Source organism: Roseixanthobacter glucoisosaccharinicivorans (assembly GCF_043195095.2).
GTDB lineage: Bacteria > Pseudomonadota > Alphaproteobacteria > Rhizobiales > Xanthobacteraceae > NCEH01.
Map to the genome: position 1 here is coordinate 3,720,887 of NZ_CM195538.1, position 17,405 is coordinate 3,738,291.

General features: G+C 66.7%; 18 protein-coding genes and 1 other RNA gene. 11 read left to right on the plus strand and 8 right to left on the minus strand.

The window, feature by feature from the left end:
- Positions 1-72 precede the first annotated feature (72 nt).
- The 3 genes from V5F78_RS17190 to V5F78_RS17200 are packed head-to-tail and all read left to right on the plus strand — an operon-like array spanning position 73 to position 1,721.
- The gene (locus tag V5F78_RS17190; RefSeq protein WP_394067415.1) at positions 73-759 is read left to right on the plus strand and encodes a response regulator transcription factor; all 687 of its coding nucleotides are present in this window, start codon (positions 73-75) and stop codon (positions 757-759) included.
- 25 nt (positions 760-784) lie between these two features.
- Complete coding sequence (locus V5F78_RS17195) at positions 785-1,270, plus strand: cyclic nucleotide-binding domain-containing protein (protein WP_394067417.1); 486 nt, start codon at positions 785-787, stop codon at positions 1,268-1,270.
- 13 nt (positions 1,271-1,283) lie between these two features.
- Entirely contained in the window at positions 1,284-1,721 is a 438-nt protein-coding gene (locus V5F78_RS17200) for a DUF2267 domain-containing protein (RefSeq protein WP_394067419.1), read from the plus strand.
- A gap of 122 nt (positions 1,722-1,843) precedes the next feature.
- Here the strand turns inward: V5F78_RS17200 and V5F78_RS17205 are convergent, their stop codons facing one another.
- The 4 genes from V5F78_RS17205 to ffs all read right to left on the minus strand — a co-directional run bounded on the left by V5F78_RS17205 (position 1,844) and on the right by ffs (position 4,651).
- Positions 1,844-2,164: a YbaB/EbfC family nucleoid-associated protein gene (locus tag V5F78_RS17205; RefSeq protein ID WP_394067421.1), complete on the minus strand. Its 321-nt coding sequence runs from the start codon at positions 2,162-2,164 to the stop codon at positions 1,844-1,846.
- Between the two features lie 21 nt (positions 2,165-2,185).
- A complete protein-coding gene (locus V5F78_RS17210) occupies positions 2,186-3,988 on the minus strand; it encodes a DNA polymerase III subunit gamma/tau (protein WP_394067423.1) in 1,803 nt (600 codons plus the stop codon).
- Positions 3,989-4,253: 265 nt separating this feature from the next.
- The gene (locus V5F78_RS17215; RefSeq protein ID WP_394067425.1) at positions 4,254-4,478 is read right to left on the minus strand and encodes a hypothetical protein; all 225 of its coding nucleotides are present in this window, start codon (positions 4,476-4,478) and stop codon (positions 4,254-4,256) included.
- A gap of 75 nt (positions 4,479-4,553) precedes the next feature.
- An RNA gene (gene ffs / locus V5F78_RS17220) (signal recognition particle sRNA small type) lies at positions 4,554-4,651 on the minus strand.
- 231 nt (positions 4,652-4,882) lie between these two features.
- Here ffs and V5F78_RS17225 point away from each other — a divergent pair.
- Positions 4,883-5,305: an HIT family protein gene (locus tag V5F78_RS17225; RefSeq protein WP_394067426.1), complete on the plus strand. Its 423-nt coding sequence runs from the start codon at positions 4,883-4,885 to the stop codon at positions 5,303-5,305.
- A 110-nt stretch (positions 5,306-5,415) separates the two neighbouring features.
- Here the strand turns inward: V5F78_RS17225 and V5F78_RS17230 are convergent, their stop codons facing one another.
- On the minus strand, positions 5,416-6,363 hold the full coding sequence (locus V5F78_RS17230) for a peptidylprolyl isomerase (RefSeq protein ID WP_394067428.1): 948 nt from the start codon (positions 6,361-6,363) through the stop codon (positions 5,416-5,418).
- Between the two features lie 264 nt (positions 6,364-6,627).
- Between V5F78_RS17230 and rpmF the strand changes: the two genes are divergently transcribed.
- From rpmF to V5F78_RS17245, 3 genes are all read left to right on the plus strand, one after another.
- Positions 6,628-6,813 (plus strand): 50S ribosomal protein L32, encoded by a 186-nt coding sequence (gene rpmF / locus V5F78_RS17235; protein WP_348844083.1) that lies wholly within the window; start codon positions 6,628-6,630, stop codon positions 6,811-6,813.
- A 501-nt stretch (positions 6,814-7,314) separates the two neighbouring features.
- Complete coding sequence (locus V5F78_RS17240) at positions 7,315-7,719, plus strand: hypothetical protein (RefSeq protein ID WP_394067430.1); 405 nt, start codon at positions 7,315-7,317, stop codon at positions 7,717-7,719.
- A 99-nt stretch (positions 7,720-7,818) separates the two neighbouring features.
- The gene (locus V5F78_RS17245) at positions 7,819-9,552 is read left to right on the plus strand and encodes an EAL domain-containing protein (RefSeq protein ID WP_394067432.1); all 1,734 of its coding nucleotides are present in this window, start codon (positions 7,819-7,821) and stop codon (positions 9,550-9,552) included.
- A 230-nt stretch (positions 9,553-9,782) separates the two neighbouring features.
- On the opposite strand, the gene phaR is transcribed toward V5F78_RS17245, so the two are convergent.
- Positions 9,783-10,412 (minus strand): polyhydroxyalkanoate synthesis repressor PhaR, encoded by a 630-nt coding sequence (gene phaR, locus V5F78_RS17250; protein WP_394067434.1) that lies wholly within the window; start codon positions 10,410-10,412, stop codon positions 9,783-9,785.
- A 239-nt stretch (positions 10,413-10,651) separates the two neighbouring features.
- On the opposite strand from phaR, the gene V5F78_RS17255 reads away from it, so the two are divergent.
- The 4 genes from V5F78_RS17255 to leuB all read left to right on the plus strand — a co-directional run bounded on the left by V5F78_RS17255 (position 10,652) and on the right by leuB (position 15,315).
- On the plus strand, positions 10,652-11,830 hold the full coding sequence (locus V5F78_RS17255; RefSeq protein WP_394067436.1) for an acetyl-CoA C-acetyltransferase: 1,179 nt from the start codon (positions 10,652-10,654) through the stop codon (positions 11,828-11,830).
- Positions 11,831-12,234: 404 nt separating this feature from the next.
- The gene (phbB, locus tag V5F78_RS17260; protein ID WP_394014354.1) at positions 12,235-12,957 is read left to right on the plus strand and encodes an acetoacetyl-CoA reductase; all 723 of its coding nucleotides are present in this window, start codon (positions 12,235-12,237) and stop codon (positions 12,955-12,957) included.
- 212 nt (positions 12,958-13,169) lie between these two features.
- Complete coding sequence (gene yddG / locus V5F78_RS17265) at positions 13,170-14,096, plus strand: aromatic amino acid exporter YddG (protein ID WP_394067852.1); 927 nt, start codon at positions 13,170-13,172, stop codon at positions 14,094-14,096.
- Between the two features lie 106 nt (positions 14,097-14,202).
- Complete coding sequence (leuB, locus tag V5F78_RS17270; protein WP_394067438.1) at positions 14,203-15,315, plus strand: 3-isopropylmalate dehydrogenase; 1,113 nt, start codon at positions 14,203-14,205, stop codon at positions 15,313-15,315.
- A gap of 82 nt (positions 15,316-15,397) precedes the next feature.
- Here the strand turns inward: leuB and V5F78_RS17275 are convergent, their stop codons facing one another.
- Positions 15,398-15,766: a (2Fe-2S) ferredoxin domain-containing protein gene (locus V5F78_RS17275; RefSeq protein WP_394067440.1), complete on the minus strand. Its 369-nt coding sequence runs from the start codon at positions 15,764-15,766 to the stop codon at positions 15,398-15,400.
- A 530-nt stretch (positions 15,767-16,296) separates the two neighbouring features.
- Positions 16,297-17,310, minus strand: coding sequence for a sulfate ABC transporter substrate-binding protein (locus V5F78_RS17280; protein ID WP_394067442.1), 1,014 nt, complete (start codon positions 17,308-17,310; stop codon positions 16,297-16,299).
- Positions 17,311-17,405 lie beyond the last annotated feature (95 nt).

A 17,405-nucleotide genomic window follows, 5' to 3' on the forward strand; every position in this document is an offset into this window, starting at 1 on the left:
AAATTTGCAGGATCGCCGCAGCATGATGTACTTGCGCGATTCGCGTTCCCGCAAGGGTAACGGAGGTTTTGAATGGCCAATGCGTGGAAAATCCTGGTGGTCGAGGACGACCCGGAGCTGCGCGAAGCCCTGATCGAGCAGCTCGCGCTTCAGGACGAGTTCGAACCCGTGCCGGCGGAAACCGCCCAGGGCGCCATCGAGGCGGCCCGGAACGGCGCGGTCGACCTCGTGATCATGGACGTGGGCCTGCCCGACATGGACGGGCGCGACGCCGTACGGCAAATGCGCAAGAATGGGTTCAAGGCGCCCGTCATCATGCTCACCGGGCATGATACGGACAGCGACACCATTCTGGGGCTGGAGGCCGGCGCCAACGACTATATCGCCAAGCCGTTCCGCTTCGCGGTGCTGCTCGCCCGCCTGCGCGCCCAGATGCGCAGCCATGAGGCGAGCGAGGACGCGGTGTTCGCCATCGGCCCCTACAGCTTCCGCCCGGGCGCGAAGATGCTGGTGACCGACCGCGGCTCCAAGATCCGCCTGACGGAGAAGGAAACCGCGATCCTGCGCTATCTCTACCGCGCCGGAAAATCCCCGGTGGCGCGCGAGACCCTGCTGCAGGAAGTGTGGGGCTATAATTCCGGCGTCACCACCCACACGCTGGAAACCCACATCTACCGCCTGCGGCAGAAGATCGAGCCCGATCCCTCCGCCCCCACTCTGCTGGCGACCCAGGCCGGCGGCTACAAGCTGGTGCCCTGAGCATGATCCACGCAGGGGACCGCCCGTGAGCCTCGAACAGGACGTCGCCCTGCTTCAGGACGTCCCCACCTTCGACATGCTCACGCCGGACGCCCTGCGCACGCTCGCCATCAGCGCCGACCAGCTGCGCCTTGCCGCCGGCGATACCCTGTTCCGGGAAGGCGACACGGCGGACGCCGGCTATGTGCTGACCTCCGGCCGGCTGGAGATGGTGGAGGAAAAAGCCGCGCGCCCCCGCGTGCTGTGCGAGGTGCTTCCAGGCGCGCTGGTGGGCGAGAGCGCCCTGGTCATCGCCCTGCCGCGCCCGGCTACGGCGCGGGCGCTGGAGGCCTCGACGTTGCTGCGCATTCCCCGGGCCACCTTCCTGCGCGTGCTGGAAGGCTTCCCGGAAGCCGCCGTGCATCTGCGCGCGGTGTTCGCCGGCCGGCTGGAGGCGACGCTGGGCGCGCTCGACACCCTGCGCCGGGAAAAGCTGGAGCCGCCCATGCGCCCGCCGGCGCGGCGGCGCTGACCGGCGGGCCCGCATGCCCATCCCGATGGCCATCCAGCACGCCAGCGCGGATTTTGAACGGTTTCTCGCCGATGCGCGGGACACGTCCGGCCTCACCACCCGAAACCAGACCTACACCATGGTGGAAGGGGTGCTGCGGACCTTCCGCGCGCGCCTCTCCCCGTCCGAGGCGATCCGCTTCGCCCAAGTGCTGCCGCCGGTGCTGCGGGCGATCTTCGTTTCGGACTGGGACCTGGAGCTTGCGCCCGTGCCGTTCTGCGACCGCGCGCGCCTGACCCGCGAGGTTCAGGGCCTGCGCCAGCATCATAATTTCGCGCCGGACACCTGCATCGCCGATGTCGCCGCCGCGCTGCGGCGCGCCACAGACCCCGCCGCCTTCACGGCCGTGCTGGGCACGCTTCCGCCGGAGGCCGCCACATTCTGGAGCCCGCCACCCGCCGGCCCGCAATGAGCGAGCCCAGCGCCTGAGTTGCGGCCGTCACGCCTTCCGCCCTTCTCCCGCCCCCCACAGGCGGGAGGCCAGACCGGGAGACGCCGCGCCCGGAGGGCGCTGCATTCAGAAGGCGGCGGCGCTCAGAACAGGTTCAGGCCGGGCGGCAAAGCGAGCCCGCCGGTCATGGACTTCATCTTGTCCTGCATGATCTTTTCCGCCTTGTGGCGGGCGTCCGCCAGGGCGGCGACCATGAGATCCTCCAGGATCTCGCCCTCATCGGCCTTCAGCAGGCTCGGATCAATGCGCACCGCCTTGGTGTCACCCTTCACCGTCATGCGCACGGTGACGAGGCCGCCGCCGGAGGCACCCTCCACCTCGGTGCTCTCCATCTCCTGCTGCATCTGCTGCATGCGCTCCTGAAGCTCTTTCGCCTGCTTCATCATGCCCATGAGGTCGCGCATCAGGTCTCTCCGTGTCGGGGATCAGGGCTCGTTCTCGTCGTCGAATCCCGTGCCCATATAAGCATCCTCGTCCGCCGGCGCGAGGGCGATCTCGGCGATGTCCTCGCGAGTGCGCACGTCGACGATCTGCGCGCCCGGAAACCGCGACAGCACGGCCGAGACCAGCGGATCGGCCCGGATGCCCTCCTCGCGCTCCTGGCGCACGGCGTGGGCAGCCTCCGCCAGGGTCGGCGCGCCGGGCGCGCGGGAGGTGAGCGACACCAGCCAGCGCCGGCCGGTCCATTCGGTGAGCTTGCGCGAAAGGTCCTGCACCAGGTTCGGATTTCCGTCCGGCACCAAGGCGAACTCGATGCGCCCTTCTTCGAGATGCACGAGGCGGACCTGGGTTTCCACCGCATGCTTCAGCAGAAGATCACGCTTGGCGCTGGCGAGCGCGACCACATCCTGGAGCGAGGCAAGAACCGGCCCGTCCTGGGGCGCGGGGGCGGCGCGCGCCATGACGGGGTCCGGCGCGCGCTCGGCGCGGGGCGCAAGCGCGAGGCGCGAGCCGCCCCCGGTGCCGCCCCCACCGCCACCGGGCAGCGTGGGGGCCGTGCCCTCCGATGCCGGCATGTCCTTCAGCCGGCGCAGCGCCTCGTCCGGCGTCGGCAGATCGGCGGCATAGCCGAGGCGCACCAGCACCATTTCGGCGGCCTGGGCGGGCTTGGCCGCCTGCTGCACCTCGGCGATGCCCTTGGAGAGCATCTGCCACGTGCGCGACAGCACCCGCATGGAAAGGGCCTGGCCCATCTCCACGCCCCGCACCCGCTCGGCTTCCACGAGCGCGGCATCTTCCGCGCTGTCGGGCACGATCTTGAGGCGGGTGACGAGATGGGTGAATTCGGCGAGATCGGTGAGGATGACCGCCGCGTCCGCGCCGCCGTCATATTGATCGCGGAATTCGGCGAGGGCGCGCGCCACATCGCCCTTCATCAGCGCCTCGAACAGGTCGATCACCCGCGCCCGGTCGGCGAGGCCCAGCAGGCGGCGCACCTCTTCCGCGCCCACGCTGCCGCCGCCATGGGCGATCGCCTGGTCCAGCAGGGAGAGCGCATCGCGCACCGAACCTTCGGCGGCGCGGGCGATGGTGGAAAGCGCCTCCGCCTCCACCGTCACGTTTTCCTTGGCGCAGATGCCGGCGATATGGGCCGCGAGCACGCCCGCTTCCACCCGCCGCAGGTCGAACCGCTGGCAGCGCGACAGCACGGTCACCGGCACCTTGCGGATTTCCGTGGTGGCGAAGATGAATTTCACATGCTCCGGCGGCTCCTCCAGCGTCTTCAGCAGGCCGTTGAAGGCCGCCGTGGAGAGCATGTGCACTTCGTCGATGATATAGACCTTGTACCGCGCCATGGCCGGGCGGTAGCGCGAGCCTTCGATGATCTCGCGAATGTCGTTGATGGAGGTGTTGGACGCGGCGTCCATCTCCATCACGTCCACATGGCGCGATTCGATGATGTCGCGGCAATGCCGGCCCATGACCGAAAGGTCGAGGCTCGGCCCGCCGCCGCCCTCCATGGGCTCGTAATTGAGCGCGCGGGCAAGGATGCGGGCGGTGGTGGTCTTGCCCACGCCCCGCACGCCCGTAAGGATATAGGCCTGCGCGATGCGGCCCGAGGCGAACGCATTGGAGAGCGTGCGGACCATCGCCTCCTGGCCGATCAGGTCGTCAAAATTCTGCGGCCGGTATTTGCGCGCCAGCACGCGATAGGGCGTCGCCGCCGCCGTCGCCGGGGGGGCGCCGAGGTCGAAGCCGGGGGTGTCGTCAGGAAGATCCGCGCTCATGCCTCTTCATAGCATTCCGGGCGGCCGGCGCAGCGATTTTTGGCGCGCGCGGTCGGTTCGCCCCCAGCCGGGGCGTCGGCGAACATTGATGGGCGAAACGTCGTCCGAAAAGGCGGTTTCATCGGGCGAGGCGGCGCGGAGAAGACCCACGAATCCTCTGTTCGTCTAAGCTAAGCCATTGTTTCACGTGAAACATTTTGCGGAAAACACAGGCTTTGCGGCCCCTTCTGCGGGCCGCGCGACCACCGGGGCGGCGGAACGAAAATCATTTCGCCCGCTGAAAAATCTCCGCCCCGCCCACCCGGACGCAGACGAAACGGCGATAGCCATCCTTGAATTGCTGGACCGCCTCGCCTTCCAGCCGCGCCGGCACCCCGGCGGCGAGCCCCGCCTTGCAGCTGTCTTCGCTCGTGAACAGGCCGGCCTTGGTGACGACATGCGCCTCCGGGCCGGACAAGGCGCCCAGCAGGATCACCGCGATAGCCCACATAGGCGCCTCCCCACCCGGCCACGGGCCGGGCCATGGGCATCCGGCGACGCGGAACTTCAGGCGATGCAAAGAAAAGGTGGGAGGCTGATCGGCAACCCGAGACGGTCTCGTTGGGGCTGCTTCCTTCCGGACCTGACCCGGTTGGCGAGTGGCTCGTCCACCGCCAACCTCCCGGCCCCTATATCGTCGGCCCCGCGCCGCTTGGCAAGCGCGCCGGCTCTCTTTCTTGCGGACGACGCCCTGGCGGGTTCTTGCGGACGACGCCCTGGCGGGGCCTGGGAAGATCGTTCCGACCCCGCGCGGCCGGCCGCGCGCGCACCACAGGGGGCACTGCGGCTGTTCACCTTTTCGTGCACATCTCCTGATCGCTTGCCCTTGGCGGGGGCGCAAGCTCAAGTGTGGGCATGTCCAGATCCCTCTTCAATATTGATCCCCGGCTCGTCTCCGACGGCCCCGCCCTCGGGGATCTCCCGCTGTGCCACGTGCGCCTGGTCGATGATTCCCGTTTCCCCTGGGTGGTTCTGGTGCCCCGCCGTGCGGGCGCGAGCGAGATCATCGACCTGCCGCCGGAAGATCGGCGCGCGCTGATGGACGAGATTTCCGCCGCCAGCGCAGCGCTCAAGGCCATCAGCGGCTGCGCCAAGCTCAATGTGGCGGCGCTGGGCAATGTGGTCCCGCAGCTTCACGTGCACGTGGTCGGCCGCAACCCCGGAGATGCAGCCTGGCCCGGCCCGGTGTTCGGCCACGGCACGCGCACGCCCCTGCCCGCGGCCGAACGCACGGCGCGCAGCCTCGCCTTGCGCAAGGCGCTGGGAATCCAGGCCTGAGCGCGCACGCCCACTCCTGAGGCGGTGCGGACAAAAGAAAACGCCGCCCGGAAGATCCGGACGGCGCGCGATTCGCTTGCATTAAAACCGCCGGGCCAACCCGGCCCCGCTCACTTGGCGGCGGGCGCAGGCGTTGCGGGAGCAGGGGTTGCGGGCGCGGCAGGCGCGGCCCCAGCGGGCGCGGCCGGCGGCGTCGTGCGCTCGATCTTCGCCTCGGCGCGCAGCTTGGTGACGAGATCGCCCTGGGCCTTGCGGATCAGATATTGGTCGATCTGGTCGGACACCTGGTCATAGGTCGGCACCGGCTTGGTGCGCTTGTCTTCCAGCTTGATGATGTGCCAGCCGAACTGGCTCTTCACCGGATCGGAGATCTGGCCCTTTTCGAGCTTGAAGGCGGCGTCGGCGAATTCCGGCACCATCTGTTCCTTGGTGAAATAACCGAGGTCGCCGCCGTCTTCCGCGCTGTCCTTGGAGTTTTCCTTGGCGAGCTTGGCGAAGTCTTCGCCGGCCTTGGCCTTGGCGGCGATTTCCTTGGCCTTGGCTTCGCTATCCACCAGGATATGGCGGGCGCGCACCTCGGTTTCCGGCTTGCTGGCCTTCACGAACTCTTCGTAGGTCGCCTTCTTGGCCTCTTCCGTCACGGCCTTCTTGGCCTCGGCGCCCATCAGCGCCTCCATCAGGGCCTTGGTGCGCGAATAGTCCATGCGCAGCTTGAAATCGGCGGTCTGATCGAGCTTCTGGGCCTCGGCGGCCTTGGCGAGCAGGGTCATGTCGGTGAGGAAGGACAGCACATATTCGCGCCGGGCTTCGCCCTGGACCTGGGGCAGGCCGGGGCCGATGTCTTCCTCGGCAATGGCGACTTCGCTGGCACGAATGGGCGTGCCGTTGACGGTCGCGACGATCGCGTCACCGGCGGGCGTCCCGGCGGCAACCGCAGGAGCGGCGGCGGCGGCAGCAGCGGCCGGCGCCGGGGCCGGCGTCTGGGCCGAGGCCACGCCGCCAAAGGCGAAGGCCGTCAGCGCGAGCGCCATTGCGGCGGTAGGAGCGGAACGCATCATGTCCGAAGTCCTTAAAATCTTGCGGGTGCCCGAAGCGGCGCGCACCCTCGCCCAGGTCCCTTCGCGTGGCAAGTGGGCATTCGTGCGGCACGGGCGTGCCAATTAAGAGAAATCTCGCCCACCAGAATTTGCCGGCGGGGGCCTTTCGCTCCGTCGCGCAAGCCTGTATAAGGCGCGCCTCCAATCGAGATTTTGGTTTCGCTAGTCTGCGCGGACCTTCGCTGCAGGCGCAATGAGTTTGGTCGTTTTCCCCGGAGTTTGGACATGGCCGTCCCTAAGAGAAAAACCTCGCCGTCCCGTCGCGGTATGCGTCGCTCGGCCGATGCGCTGAAGCAGCCGACCTATGTCGAGGACAAGGATTCCGGTGAGCTGCGCCGCCCGCACCACCTCGACCCGAAGACCGGCATGTATCGCGGCCGTCAGATCCTGAAGCCCAAGGCTGAAGCCTGATCACCCGGCAGGCTGGCGCGCGCGACGCTCGCGGGTGCCGCCAGCACACACGGCCGTGCACGCTTGGCACGGCCTGCCCTGAAAGATAAGCCCGCCCGGAAAGACGGCCGGCCCCAGAAGGGCGCACGGCGCGATATTCGCACGGCGCGCCCGCCGGAAATGGTCGCTTGGCGGAAGACTGCCTGGCGACGGCCGGTTTGGCGAAAGGTGATCTCCAGTCGCTCTGGGCCGGGACGCCGCCGAGGCGCGCGCCTGCGGCATTTGGTGGCGCCGACATTACGGCGTGCACCATCCTGGAGCCGGGTGCCGCACCTTGCCAGGGTCGCGCCCCAGGAGCGGCGATTTCAAGCTATTCTTAGCCAAGCCGTTGATCGGGCAAAGAAGTCGCTATCGCTTCGTGGCGAGGGACGGTGACATTTGCGTGGGAATATGCGACCCATCCCACCTCAGCCGGGCCAGTGCAGCTTCACCGCCCGGTGACGCCGGGTGGAGGAGCAAGCAATGCTGACACCGATTCCGCTGCTGATTGTCCCACTCGCCATCTACAACATCCTCTGCTTCCTGACCCCCGGCCTGGATTGGCACGCCAACGTCGGCGCCTTCGCGATGATGTCGGGCGCGGTCTGGCAGATCACCGTCGCCGACGCATTTATCGCATTCAGCCTGTTCATCCTGTTTTTCGAGATCCTCAAGTCCACCCGAGTCTCTTCCCGGTCTCTGGTGGACCACATGCTCTCGATGCTGGTGTTTGTTGGTGGCTTGGTCGAATTTTTGCTGGTGCCGCAGGCAGGAACTTCGGTTTTCGCACTTTTGCTATGCATCATGCTGCTGGACGTGGTGGCTGGGTTTTCCGTTTCGGTGCGCGTCGCGCAGCGTGATTTCAGCGTCGAGCCGCGCGCAAACTGAAAAGTGTCGTGTGATAGTCACCGGACACGGTTAGGTGATCGCGGGGTTGACCTGAGCAGAGCAACCCTTGAGGGTTCGGCCAGGCAGAGGTGGGTAACCGTGGCAGGACAAGACGACGAGGCCGGGGTGTCCTGCAACGACGAGGATGGTTCCGCAGGCATGGGACCCGCCCCCACCGATATCATTGATTTCATGAGTGCCATCGAATGCGTTGGCTATCGCTGGGACATTGCAACTGACGATCTGGTCTGGAGCGAAAACACAACCAAAGTTCTTGGGGACGAGGCGGTACGACTATTTTCCACCGGCCGCGTTTTCGACGAATACTGCCGGGCCGCCGCGGGTGCCGCCACCGGCCGCAAGTCCCTGCTGCACGCCCCGTTCCGAGAGGTGGGAGACGGCGCACCCTACGATTCCTCGTACCAGCTCCAGCTCGGCTCTGGTCCCGAGGGACGCCTGATCTGGGTGGTGGACAATGGCCGCTGGTTCGGGGGGCCGGACGGACGCCCGAGCCACGCACTCGGCACGCTCCACGTCATCGGCGAGGTGCCCAAGAGTACCCATGCCCTGCACGGCGGTCATATCGACCCGCTGACCGGGCTGGTGACCCGCAGCCGGCTGATGGACATCCTTTCCGACCATATCAAGGCGGTGGAGGCCACCCACACCAATTGGGCGCTGATCCTGATCGGCATTGATTATCTCGGCCGCATGAACGACAGCTTCGGCTTCGAGATCGCGGACCAGACCATCGGCCAGGTGGCCGCGCGGCTCCGCACGCGGGTGCGCGGTTCGGATGTGCTGGCGCGCTTTTCCGGCAACAAGTTCGCCCTGCTCGCGCGCGGCATCGACCCGCAGACCCTGCTGGATCTCTGCGAGGCCCTGATCGCCCATGTGCGCGATACGCCCATTGATACCAATGCGGGACCCATACCCGTCAGCATCACCATCGGCGCGGCCGTGGCGCCGCTGCGCGCCATAACCGGCGCGCACATGGTGGCGCGGGCCCAGGAGGCGCATGAACGCGCTAAGAAGCGTGAGCGCGGCTCGGTTCATATCTATGAGCGGGACGCCGTCCGCGACGGGCGCCGTCGTACCAATCTGAAAATCGCCGAGGACATCGTCAAGGCACTGAACGAAAAGCGCGTCACCATCGCCCTCCAGCCGGTGGCCAATGCGCAGTCCCGCGCGGTGGTGTTCTACGAAGCCCTGGCGCGCATTTCGCCCGGCCCGAACGACAATCCCCATGAGACCGGCAGCATCATCGCGACCGCCGAGGCGCTGGGCCTGATGGGCGTGCTCGACCGGCGCGTGCTGCGCCTGGTGGCGGCGGCGATGCGCGCGGATCCCGGCCTAAACCTGTCCGTGAATGTGTCGCCCTCCTCCATCGCCGATCGGGAATGGATGCGCCTGTTCGCGACGGAGGTGACGCCGGACATCGGCGCCCGGCTGGTGCTCGAACTGACGGAATCGGTCGCGGTTCACGATCTGAATGCCGCCCGCACGTTCGTGGAGCTCGCCCGCTCAACCGGCGCGAAGGTGGCCATCGACGATTTCGGCGCCGGCTCCACCTCATTTCGAAATCTGCGCAGTCTCGGCGTCGATATGGTGAAGATCGACGGCAGCTTCATCATGCACATGGCGCAATCCGCCGACGACCGGGCGTTCGTCGAAGCCCTGATCCAGCTTGCGCGCCAGCTGGGCATCACCACCGTTGCGGAATGGGTTCAGGACGAAGATACGGCGGGCATGCTCACCGCCGCCGGCTGCGATCTCATCCAAGGCGCACTCACGGGCCTCGCGAAGCCGATGGCGCTGCCCAGCTTCTGGTGACGGAACCGAAAAGGGGGAAGCGGGTCGCCCGCCTCTCCCTCGCCATTCGAGCCGCAGATCGGCTGAAAGCCACCGTGACGCACCGGGCTGGGAATAATCCAGCCGGCCAGGGCTCATACGTCCGGAACGCAGTCGCTTTCTTTTGGACGATCCTGCCGGCCGACGAGACCGGCACGCCTTGCGGCATGCCGGCCATGGGTTCGCGGGTCACGGCGCGCGGGCCATGGGGGTCAGGAATTGCCGGACGTATCCGGCTTGGACACCAGCTTTTCCAGCTTCTGCTGCATGTCCAGCATCTGCCGCTTCAGGGCTTCCAGATCGTCCGCGGCGGTCTCGGCAGCGGCCGGAGCGGCGGGCGCCGGGGGCTCGCCGGCCTCCCCCTTCGGGAAGGGCAGGAAGATGTTGAAGGCGCGCTCGAACATTTCCATGTTCCGCCGCACATGCTCGTCAAATCCGCCGAACGGCGTGCCCGGCAGGGGCGAACCGGTGAGCGGCGAATTGGTCAGCGTCTTCGCGTACTGGTCGCGAAACTTGCCCTGTTCTTTCGTGAAGCTGTCGATCGACATCTCCAGGTAACGAGGCACCATCATCTGCATGCTGTCGCCGTAGAAGCGGATGATCTGCCGCAGGAACGCGATGGGCAGAAGATTCTGCCCTTTGTTTTCCTGCTCGAAGATGATCTGCGTGAGCACCGAATGGGTAATGTCGTCCCCATTCTTGGCATCGTAAACGACGAAATCCTCGCCTTCCTTCACCATAGTGGCGAGGTCTTCGAGCGTCACATACGTACTGGTGCCCGTATTATACAAACGGCGATTGGCGTATTTCTTGATGGTGACTGGCTCTTGCGTCTTGGCCATTGTCCGGTCATCCGTTTCCTCAACTGTGCCGAGGTTAAGTCGTTTCCGAGGGTTGTGCCACCCTTTTGTGCAGCGCGGGCGTCGAATTTGCTGCGCAAATAGTGCGCAACATTTAGGCCTGTTTCGTATTTGCGCACTGCCGTACGACGACATGGGTCATTGACACGGGCGGGCGCACGAAACCACGATGCGCGGCATCCGAGTGCGGCGCAAAAGCCGCCCGCCCGCAGGAGATCATCATGCCAGACGACGTCGTCATCGTCGGAGCCGCCCGCACCCCGGTTGGCTCGTTCAACGGTGCCCTCAGCACCCTGCCTGCCCATCAATTGGGCGCGATCGCCATCAAGGCCGCGCTGGAGCGCGCGGGCGTGCCATCCGCGCAGGTCAGCGAAGTGATTCTCGGCCAAGTCCTGACCGCAGCGCAGGGCCAGAACCCCGCGCGCCAGGCCTCCATCGCGGCCGGTGTTCCGATCGAAAGCCCGGCCTGGGAAATCAACCAGGTCTGCGGTTCCGGCCTGCGCTCGGTGGCGCTGGGCTTCCAGGCCATCCAGACCGGCGACAGCGACATCGTGGTGGCCGGCGGCCAGGAATCCATGAGCCTGTCGAACCATGCCGCGCACGTGCGCAACGGCACCCGCATGGGCGACCTCGGCTTCGTGGACACCATGATCAAGGACGGCCTGTGGGATGCCTTCAACGGCTACCACATGGGCAATACCGCCGAGAACGTGGCGCGCCAGTATCAGATCACCCGCGCCGACCAGGACACCTTCGCCGTCGCCTCCCAGAACAAGGCGGAAGCCGCCCAGAAGGCTGGCCGCTTCAAGGAGGAGATCGTCCCGGTCACCATCTCCACCCGCAAGGGCGACGTGGTGGTGGACACCGACGAATATCCCCGCCACGGCGCCACCCTCGACGCCATGGCGAAACTGAAGCCGGCGTTCGAGAAGGACGGCACGGTCACCGCCGGCAACGCCTCGGGCATCAATGACGGCGCCGCCGCCGTGGTGCTCATGAGCGCTGCCCGCGCAGCCGCCGAGGGCAAGAAGCCGCTCGCGCGCATCGTCTCCTGGGCCCAGGCCGGCGTCGATCCCAAGGTCATGGGCACGGGCCCCATCCCCGCCTCCAAGGCCGCGCTGGAAAAGGCCGGCTGGACCATCGACGACCTCGACCTCATCGAGGCCAACGAGGCGTTTGCCGCGCAAGCCATTGCGGTGAACAAGGAACTCGGCTGGGACACCAGCAAGGTGAACGTGAACGGTGGCGCCATCGCCATCGGCCATCCCATCGGCGCCTCGGGCACGCGCATCCTGGTGACCCTGCTGCACGAGATGGAAAAGCGCGACGCCAAGAAGGGCCTCGCCACCTTGTGCATCGGCGGCGGCATGGGAATCGCCATGTGCATCGCCCGCGACTGAACGGAGGCGCGCGGCCGGGTTAAGGACCGCCGCCCCTTCTGATCGCGATGACGCCCGGACCCGTGTCCGGGCGTTTTCGTTATCATGATCCCGCCAGACCCGTTGCACCCCGACATTCTTCCCGTTTGAAGCGAATTCCCTTGGGATGAATCAAACCTAGCGGAAGCAATCCCCGCTAAGGGTATGGTTCCTGTTCCTTTCATCCGTCACGGTTGGCGGCGTAAGGAAAGAGAGCACCGATTCGATCCCGGTTTCGGACGCGGCAGCAAGACGCGGCGGAAAGGGTCGAACGAAGCGGGGCAATGTGCGAACGGTCGGTGTGGCGCCGTCGGCGGCCCGGCCAGGTTTCAGAAAGGCCGCACCAACGCGGCCTCGGCAGAAGACGAACGAAGAGGGAGATGAACATGGCGCGTGTCGCACTGGTGACTGGGGGAACCCGCGGGATCGGCGAAGCGATCTGCATCGCCCTCAAGGCGGCGGGTTATCAGGTGGCCGCCAATTATGCCGGCAATGATGCCGCGGCCGAGGCTTTCACCGCCAAGACCGGCATTCCCGCCTTCAAATGGGACGTCTCCGATTTCGAGGCTTGCAAGGCCGGCGTCGCCAAGGTCGAGGCCGAGGTCGGCCCGGTGGACGTGCTGGTGAACAATGCCGGCATCACCCGCGACGGGCAGCTGCACCGCATGTCGCTGGAGCAGTGGCAGGCGGTCATCAACACCAATCTCAACAGTCTCTTCAACATGACCCGCCAGGTGATCGAGGGCATGCGCGCCCGCAAGTTCGGGCGCGTCATCTGCATCTCGTCCATCAACGGGCAGAAGGGCCAGTTCGGCCAGACCAATTATTCCGCCGCCAAGGCCGGCGAGATCGGTTTCGTGAAGGCGCTGGCGCAGGAAGGCGCGAAGGTCGGCGTCACCGTCAACGCCATCGCCCCGGGCTATATCGCCACGGAAATGGTGCGGGCGGTGCCGGCGGACGCGCTGGAGAAGATCGTCGCCACCATCCCGGTCGGCCGCCTCGGCGAGCCGGAGGATATCGCCCGCTGCGTGGTGTTCCTGGCCGCAGACGATGCCGGCTTCATCACCGGCTCGACGCTGACCGCCAACGGCGCGCAATATATCTGCTGAGGGCGGACTTCACGCGCCGCCTTCGGCTTTTCGCCACTCCATCCTCCTTCTGCGGGCCGCTCCAGGTGGCCCGCAGAAGCGCCCCCAAGCCGCGTTCTTCCGAAAATGTTTCACGTGAAACAATGGTTTAGCGTAGACGAACATCGGTTTGAGGCCGCTTCTCCGCGGCTCGACGGCGTATGACGCCGAAATTTCGGGCGAAGTTCGGCGCGATGAATTCCGCGCCGCCGCTGTCGCGCCCCGCATCGCCCCTTTCCACCCCCTCGCCCTCCCGCCGCGCCACCCGCATCGGCCTCATCGCCATTGCCCTGTGGTCGACGCTCGCGCTCTCCACCGCCGCCACCGGGCGGGTGCCGCCGTTCCAGCTCACCGCGCTCACCTTCGCCATCGGCGGCCTGGTGGGCCTGATCGCCGCCCTGCGCGGGCCGGGGCTGAAGGTCCTGCGCCAGCGGCCGACGGCGTGGCTGCATGGGGTGGGCGGCCTGTTCGGCTATCATTTCATGTATTTCACCGCCCTCAAGCTGGCGCCGCCGGCCGAGGCCGGGCTGATCGCCTATCTCTGGCCGCTGCTGATCGTGCTGCTCGCGGCGATGCTGCCGGGCGCCGGCCTGAAGCGGGCGCACGTGCTCGGCGCCCTGCTCGGCCTTGCCGGCACCATCGTGCTGCTGGCGGGGAAGGGCGGCTTTTCCGGCTTCGAGGCGCGCTTCCTGCCGGGCTATCTCGCCGCGCTCGCCTGCGCCTTCATCTGGGCGATCTATTCGGTGACGGCGGCGCGCTTCGCCGATGTGCCGACGCAGGCGGTTTCCGGCTTCTGCCTCGCCACCGCGCTCTTGGCGGCCGTCTGCCACATGGCCTGGGAGGAGACCGTCTGGCCGGCCGGTGCGATCCAATGGGCGGCGGTGATCGCCCTCGGCATCGGCCCGGTGGGCATTGCCTTCTATGCCTGGGACATCGGGATGAAACGCGGCGACGTGGGCCTTCTCGGCGTCGCCTCCTATGCCGCGCCGGTGCTCTCGACCCTGTTGCTGGTGGCAACGGGTTTTGCCGCCGCGCGATGGCCCCTCGCACTGGCCTGCCTGCTTATCGTCGGCGGCGCCTGGATCGCGACGCGCGCTGGTCGACAATATGCCAGATCATAACGCCAAGCTTGTCTTGGACGGCGGAAGGCATTAGCACTCCGCGCCAACCAGAACCGCCCCCATCCAAGCCCGAGGAGCCGGGGTTTTTCGATAACAGGAACGTCTCATGGCCACGCACAAGCTTCTTCTTCTCCCCGGCGACGGCATCGGCCCGGAAGTCATGGCGCAGGTGAAGCGCGTGGTCTCCTGGCTCGACGCGCAGGGCCTCGCGTCGTTCGCGGTGGAAGAAGATCTGGTGGGCGGCAGCGCCTATGACGCGCACGGTGTCGCCATTTCCGACGGCGCGATGGAAAAGGCCAAGGCGGCGGACGCCATCCTGCTCGGCGCGGTCGGCGGCCCGAAATGGGCTGATGTGCCCTATGAGGCGCGCCCGGAAGCCGGCCTGCTGCGCCTGCGCAAGGACCTCGCCTTGTTCGCCAACCTGCGCCCGGCCCTGTGCTATCCCGCCTTGGCCGACGCCTCCTCGCTCAAGCGCGAAGTGGTGGAGGGGCTCGACATCCTGATCGTGCGCGAGCTGACCGGCGGCGTCTATTTCGGCGAGCCGAAGACCATTCTCGACCTCGGCAACGGCCAGCGCCGCGCCATCGACACGCAGGTGTACGACACCTATGAGATCGACCGCATCGGCCGCGTGGCGTTCGAGCTGGCGCGCACCCGCCGCAACAAGGTGACCTCCTGCGAGAAGCACAATGTGATGCGCTCCGGCGTGCTGTGGAAGGAGACCATCACCGCTTTGCACGCCAAGGATTATGCGGACGTGGAGCTGGAGCACCAGCTGGCGGATTCGCTCGCCATGCAGCTGGTGCGCTGGCCCAAGCAGTTCGACGTGATCGTGACCGACAATCTGTTCGGCGACGTGCTTTCCGACATCGCCGCCATGCTCACCGGCTCGCTCGGCATGCTGCCCTCCGCTTCGCTGGGCGCGGTGGATGCGGTTTCCGGCAAGCGCGCGGCGCTCTATGAGCCGGTGCACGGCTCGGCGCCGGACATCGCCGGGCGCGGCATCGCCAATCCCATCGCCATGATCGGCTCGCTCGCCATGGCGCTGCGCTATTCCTTCGGCCTCGGCCCGGTGGCCGACCGCATCGAGGCGGCGATCGCGGGGGTTCTGGCCTCCGGCAAGCGCACCAGCGACATCCGCACCCCCGGCGCCGCCATCATCGGCACCGAGGAGATGGGCGACGCGATCCTCGCCGAGTTGGACAAGGCAACCGCCTGAGCGGCACCGCGACGGGGTCCCGCGGGCTCCCATTGTTTTCAAGCCGGGCCCCTTGGCCCGGCTTTTTTCGTGGCGCGCCGGTTCAGACGCGCGGCACGATGATCAGCCGCTCCACCAGCGCGCCGCCGACCAGATGGGTGTCCACGATTTCGTCCACGTCCTCGACGCTCTTGGGGGCGTACCAGACGCCTTCGGGATAGACCACCATGAGCGGGCCGGCGGAACAGAAGCTCAAGCAGCCGGACGCGGTCATGGCGATATCGCGCTGGCCCGTGGCCTCGATCTTCTGGCCCAGGCGATCCCACAACGGCTTGGCGCCGGAATTGGCGCAGCTGCCGCGCGGATGTCCCGGCGGGCGCTGCTGGAAACAGGCAAAGACGTGGCGGCGATAGACCTGCGGCACGTCGCTGAGGGAAAGAGCTTCGGTCGGCGCAATCGTGGTGTCGGTCATGGCGGTGCTGGGACCCCTGTGCGGAACATCCCCTCGCCTTTCAAGGAGCGTGCCGCCGGCGCTCGTTTGGAAATTCTCTCATTCGCAACGACTTCCGAGCGCGGTTTAGCGCGCCGCGCCGGCCCTTGTGCGGCCGATTGCGACACACGAGCCCCATCCGCGGCACGAATCCGACAGCGCGTGTCGCGCCGCCGGCGGACGCTGAGACCAATCGCAGTCAGCGCGTGGTGGATCGTCGAGGCGCTGACGGCGGGTCGCATGCGATTGTCTTCCATCGACAGGGTGTCATCTTTCGCGCGTCATGGCCGGGCCTGTCCCGGCCATCCATGCCGGGCCGCCCGTGGGATGCTTGAAAAGCCGGTGCCAGCGGTGCCGCGTGGATGCACGGGACAGGCCCGTGCATGACGATGCTCTGCTGCAGCGGCCTCAATCCATACCTGTCGATGGGTCCCGGGCCCCGCGCAAAAGGCGCAACGCAAAAGGGCCGCCCCGGACAGGGCGGCCCTTCGCATGTACCCCAGAAAGGGGGCTCAGCGGGCGCCGAACACCTGGTCGAGCTTGCCGCCGGAGACGAACTGATCGGCATTCGCCTTGTCCCAGCCGCCGAACACGTTTTCCACCGTCACCAGGCGCACCGGCGGGAACTGGTCCTTGAACTGGGCTTCCACGCTCTTGTCGACGACGCGATGGAAGGCCTTCGCCGCCACCGTCTGGCCGGCGGGCGAATACAGGAATTCGAGATAGGCGGTGGCGGCGGGGCGCGAGCCGCGCTTGTCTACCACCTTGTCCACCACGGCCACCGGGAATTCCGCCAGCAGGCTCACGGACGGCACGATGGTCTTGAGCTTCTTGTCCTTGTAGAGCCCCTCGATGGCACGGGTCTCGGCCTCGAAGGTCACCAGCACGTCGCCGGTCTCGCGCTCCACGAAGGTGGTGGTGGCGCCGCGTCCGCCGGTGTCGAATACCGGCACGTTGGCAAGCAACTTCTTCACGAAGGCGTCGGCCTTGGCGGTGTCGCCCTTGTTCTGCTCCAGCGCATAGGCATAGGCCGCAAGATAGGTGTAGCGCGCATTGCCCGAGGTCTTGGGATTGGGGAAGATCACCTTCACGTCGTCGCGGACGAGATCGTTCCAATCCTTGATGTTCTTCGGATTTCCGTCGCGCACCAGGAAGGCCGGGAAGGAATAATAGGGCGAGGCATTGTTGGGGAATTTCTTCTGCCAGTCCTTCGCCACATAGCCGGCCTTGGCGAGAACCTCGACGTCGAGCACCTGGTTGAAGGTCACCACGTCCGCCTCCAGCCCTTCCAGGATGGCGCGCGCCTGGCGCGAGGAGCCGGCGTGGCTCTGGTTGACGGTCAGCTCCTGCCCGGTCTTCTGCTTCCAGAACGGCACGAACTCGGCATTCTCCGCCGTGAACAATTCCCGGCCGATGTCGTAGGAGACATTCAGGATCGAGTTCGGCCCCGGCTGCTGGGCGAAGGCGACGCCGGGCGCCAGCAAGGCGGCGAGGCTCAGGCCGGAAAAGGCGCGGCGGGTCAGCATGGGGCTCTCCATAAAACTTATTTTTGTGTGAAATATGTAATTTCACGTGAGCCTATGTAGCACACGCTTCCGCGAGGGCAAACACCCCCGCCTTC

Excerpts from the sequence above, each read along its gene's own strand:
- V5F78_RS17190 (WP_394067415.1), top strand. The coding sequence starts at position 73 with ATGGCCAATGCGTGGAAAATCCTGGTGGTCGAGGACGACCCGGAGCTG.
- V5F78_RS17200 (WP_394067419.1), top strand. The coding sequence starts at position 1,284 with ATGCCCATCCCGATGGCCATCCAGCACGCCAGCGCGGATTTTGAACGG.
- V5F78_RS17205 (WP_394067421.1), bottom strand. The coding sequence starts at position 2,164 with ATGCGCGACCTCATGGGCATGATGAAGCAGGCGAAAGAGCTTCAGGAG.
- V5F78_RS17210 (WP_394067423.1), bottom strand. The coding sequence starts at position 3,988 with ATGAGCGCGGATCTTCCTGACGACACCCCCGGCTTCGACCTCGGCGCC.
- V5F78_RS17215 (WP_394067425.1), bottom strand. The coding sequence starts at position 4,478 with ATGTGGGCTATCGCGGTGATCCTGCTGGGCGCCTTGTCCGGCCCGGAG.
- V5F78_RS17225 (WP_394067426.1), top strand. The coding sequence starts at position 4,883 with ATGTCCAGATCCCTCTTCAATATTGATCCCCGGCTCGTCTCCGACGGC.
- V5F78_RS17230 (WP_394067428.1), bottom strand. The coding sequence starts at position 6,363 with ATGATGCGTTCCGCTCCTACCGCCGCAATGGCGCTCGCGCTGACGGCC.
- rpmF (WP_348844083.1), top strand. The coding sequence starts at position 6,628 with ATGGCCGTCCCTAAGAGAAAAACCTCGCCGTCCCGTCGCGGTATGCGT.
- V5F78_RS17240 (WP_394067430.1), top strand. The coding sequence starts at position 7,315 with ATGCTGACACCGATTCCGCTGCTGATTGTCCCACTCGCCATCTACAAC.
- phaR (WP_394067434.1), bottom strand. The coding sequence starts at position 10,412 with ATGGCCAAGACGCAAGAGCCAGTCACCATCAAGAAATACGCCAATCGC.
- V5F78_RS17255 (WP_394067436.1), top strand. The coding sequence starts at position 10,652 with ATGCCAGACGACGTCGTCATCGTCGGAGCCGCCCGCACCCCGGTTGGC.
- phbB (WP_394014354.1), top strand. The coding sequence starts at position 12,235 with ATGGCGCGTGTCGCACTGGTGACTGGGGGAACCCGCGGGATCGGCGAA.
- yddG (WP_394067852.1), top strand. The coding sequence starts at position 13,170 with ATGAATTCCGCGCCGCCGCTGTCGCGCCCCGCATCGCCCCTTTCCACC.
- leuB (WP_394067438.1), top strand. The coding sequence starts at position 14,203 with ATGGCCACGCACAAGCTTCTTCTTCTCCCCGGCGACGGCATCGGCCCG.
- V5F78_RS17275 (WP_394067440.1), bottom strand. The coding sequence starts at position 15,766 with ATGACCGACACCACGATTGCGCCGACCGAAGCTCTTTCCCTCAGCGAC.
- V5F78_RS17280 (WP_394067442.1), bottom strand. The coding sequence starts at position 17,310 with ATGCTGACCCGCCGCGCCTTTTCCGGCCTGAGCCTCGCCGCCTTGCTG.